Genomic DNA, 1,788 nt, shown 5'->3' with positions numbered 1-1,788 from the left:
GGGCCGAATACGAATTGTGAGACGGACACACCCGCCAATGATATAATTCAGCCGGTAATCTGAGACAGCGGTATTATTTACCGTATCTGTCCTGAAACGGAGGATTTCTCCGGCCTGCACCGGCCCGATAAGGGTACAGGCTGACCCGATTGGTCTCCCTTCCGAATCAAGGAGATCAAAATAGATCATTCCCTTGTATGCCGCGGTACCGTTGTTCCGTAATTTCCCCTCAATCCAGGAATACGGACCGTCACGGTACAACCGGCTTTTTACCCGGATATTCTTTGCAGCGTCCGTAAATGCGCCGGTCGATTCTATTAACGATTGCAAAGACTCCCCAATTACCGGTATGCTTCCGATACTGCTGATAAAACTGCCGGATGGTTTTTCAGATTGCCCCCCGAACATGTTCATAAGTATCCCCATCGGCCCGGCTCCGGTCAGGTGAATTATAACAAACAGGAGAGCATATCGAAAAAGGCAGCTTAGGTTTTTATCTGAGTACCCCCGAATAAAGGATATGGGCGGATTCGAGGACTATTTTCTACGGCAGCATTATGCAAAGGTAGCAAACCTTGGCGACAAGTTGGGAGAGATCAGCGGACTTATCGATTGGGAGAAGTTCCGGCCGATTCTCAGTGATATGTATCGGGATACCAAAGCGGAGGGGGGGAGGCCGCATATCGATGAGATCCTGATGGTGAAGCTGCTGGTGCTGCAGGGATGGTATGGGTTATCGGATTATGAGGCTGAACGCCAGGCGACCGATCGGGTCTCGTTCTGGCATTTTCTGGGATGTCCAGAGAAGGTTCCGGACCGGACAACGCTGTGGCTGTTTCGGGAACGACTGACTGAGAAGGGAAAGATCCATCTGATCTGGGAAGAACTCCAGCGTCAGCTGGACGAAAAGGGATACCGGATAAAGCGGGGTACGATTCAGGACGCGACATTCATCACCGCCGATCCTGGTCATGCGCCAGCCGACAAGCCCCGGGGAGACGAGGCAAAGACCCGGCGGAGCCGGGACGGGACGTGGACGAAAAAAGGGAAAAAATCGGAATTCGGATACAAACTTCATGTGCTCACTGACAAGGAGAACCAGTTCGTCCGGCGGTTCGATACGACAACCGGTTCAGTGCATGACAGCCAGATCGATCTCTCGGAGAAAGGCGAGACTGTATATCGTGATAAAGGGTACTTTGGTACTATCCCCTTCGCATCAACCGACAAAACCATGCACCGGGCTGTCCGGGGAAAGGAACTCTCCGTCAAGGACAAACGGAGAAACCGGGCTATCAACCGGACCCGATCCCTCGTGGAACGGCCCTTTGCCGTGATCAAGAGGGTATTCCACGCTGGCCATGTGCTGGTTACCACCCATCTCCGGGTACATGCGAAAAATCTCTTCTCCTGCTTCTGCTATAACCTCTTCAACCTCATCAGTATCCGGAATGCCGAGCGACAGCTCTCTCATTCCGATTGAAAAATTGCAGAAAATAGAATCCTATTAGACCAATATCTGGGGATTTCTGCCCCAGTTCCGGGATATTCAGGCAGACTTGGCCATTTGCGGATAACCGAGGGGTTATTCGCTATTCTCTGGAAATAAAAAATAGCACACCCTCAGAAGCTGAAGCACCAGCACTTGCTGAAAAGGCATTGGAAAGGTACGGTGGGTTACCCAACGATGCGGTTCTATCGCATGTCAACCGGGTTTCTGTAAAAAAATATAATGCAAAAACGGGAATTACCGAACAAGAATATCCTCAGGAAACGCAGGTCATCTAC

Annotated in this window: 2 protein-coding genes; one reads left to right on the top strand and one right to left on the bottom strand. The window is 51.0% G+C overall.

Annotated features, from left to right (window positions below; translation table 11 throughout):
• Positions 1 to 330: FxLYD domain-containing protein (locus CW742_RS11820; RefSeq protein ID WP_292420628.1), on the bottom strand; the 330-nt coding region annotated here is incomplete at its 3' end.
• Between the two features lie 190 nt (positions 331 to 520).
• Between CW742_RS11820 and CW742_RS11815 the strand changes: the two genes are divergently transcribed.
• Positions 521 to 1,483 carry an IS5 family transposase gene (locus CW742_RS11815; RefSeq protein WP_292420626.1) on the top strand — a complete coding sequence of 321 codons (963 nt, stop codon included), beginning with the start codon at positions 521 to 523 and terminating at the stop codon, positions 1,481 to 1,483.
• Positions 1,484 to 1,788 lie beyond the last annotated feature (305 nt).

It is taken from the genome of Methanoregula sp. (assembly GCF_002835825.1).
Lineage (GTDB): Archaea > Halobacteriota > Methanomicrobia > Methanomicrobiales > Methanospirillaceae > Methanoregula.
This window is presented reverse-complemented; position numbering and strand designations above follow the sequence as displayed.

What these genes read in the sequence shown, in the direction of transcription:
- CW742_RS11815 (WP_292420626.1), top strand. Translation starts at nt 521, where the DNA reads ATGGGCGGATTCGAGGACTATTTTCTACGGCAGCATTATGCAAAGGTA.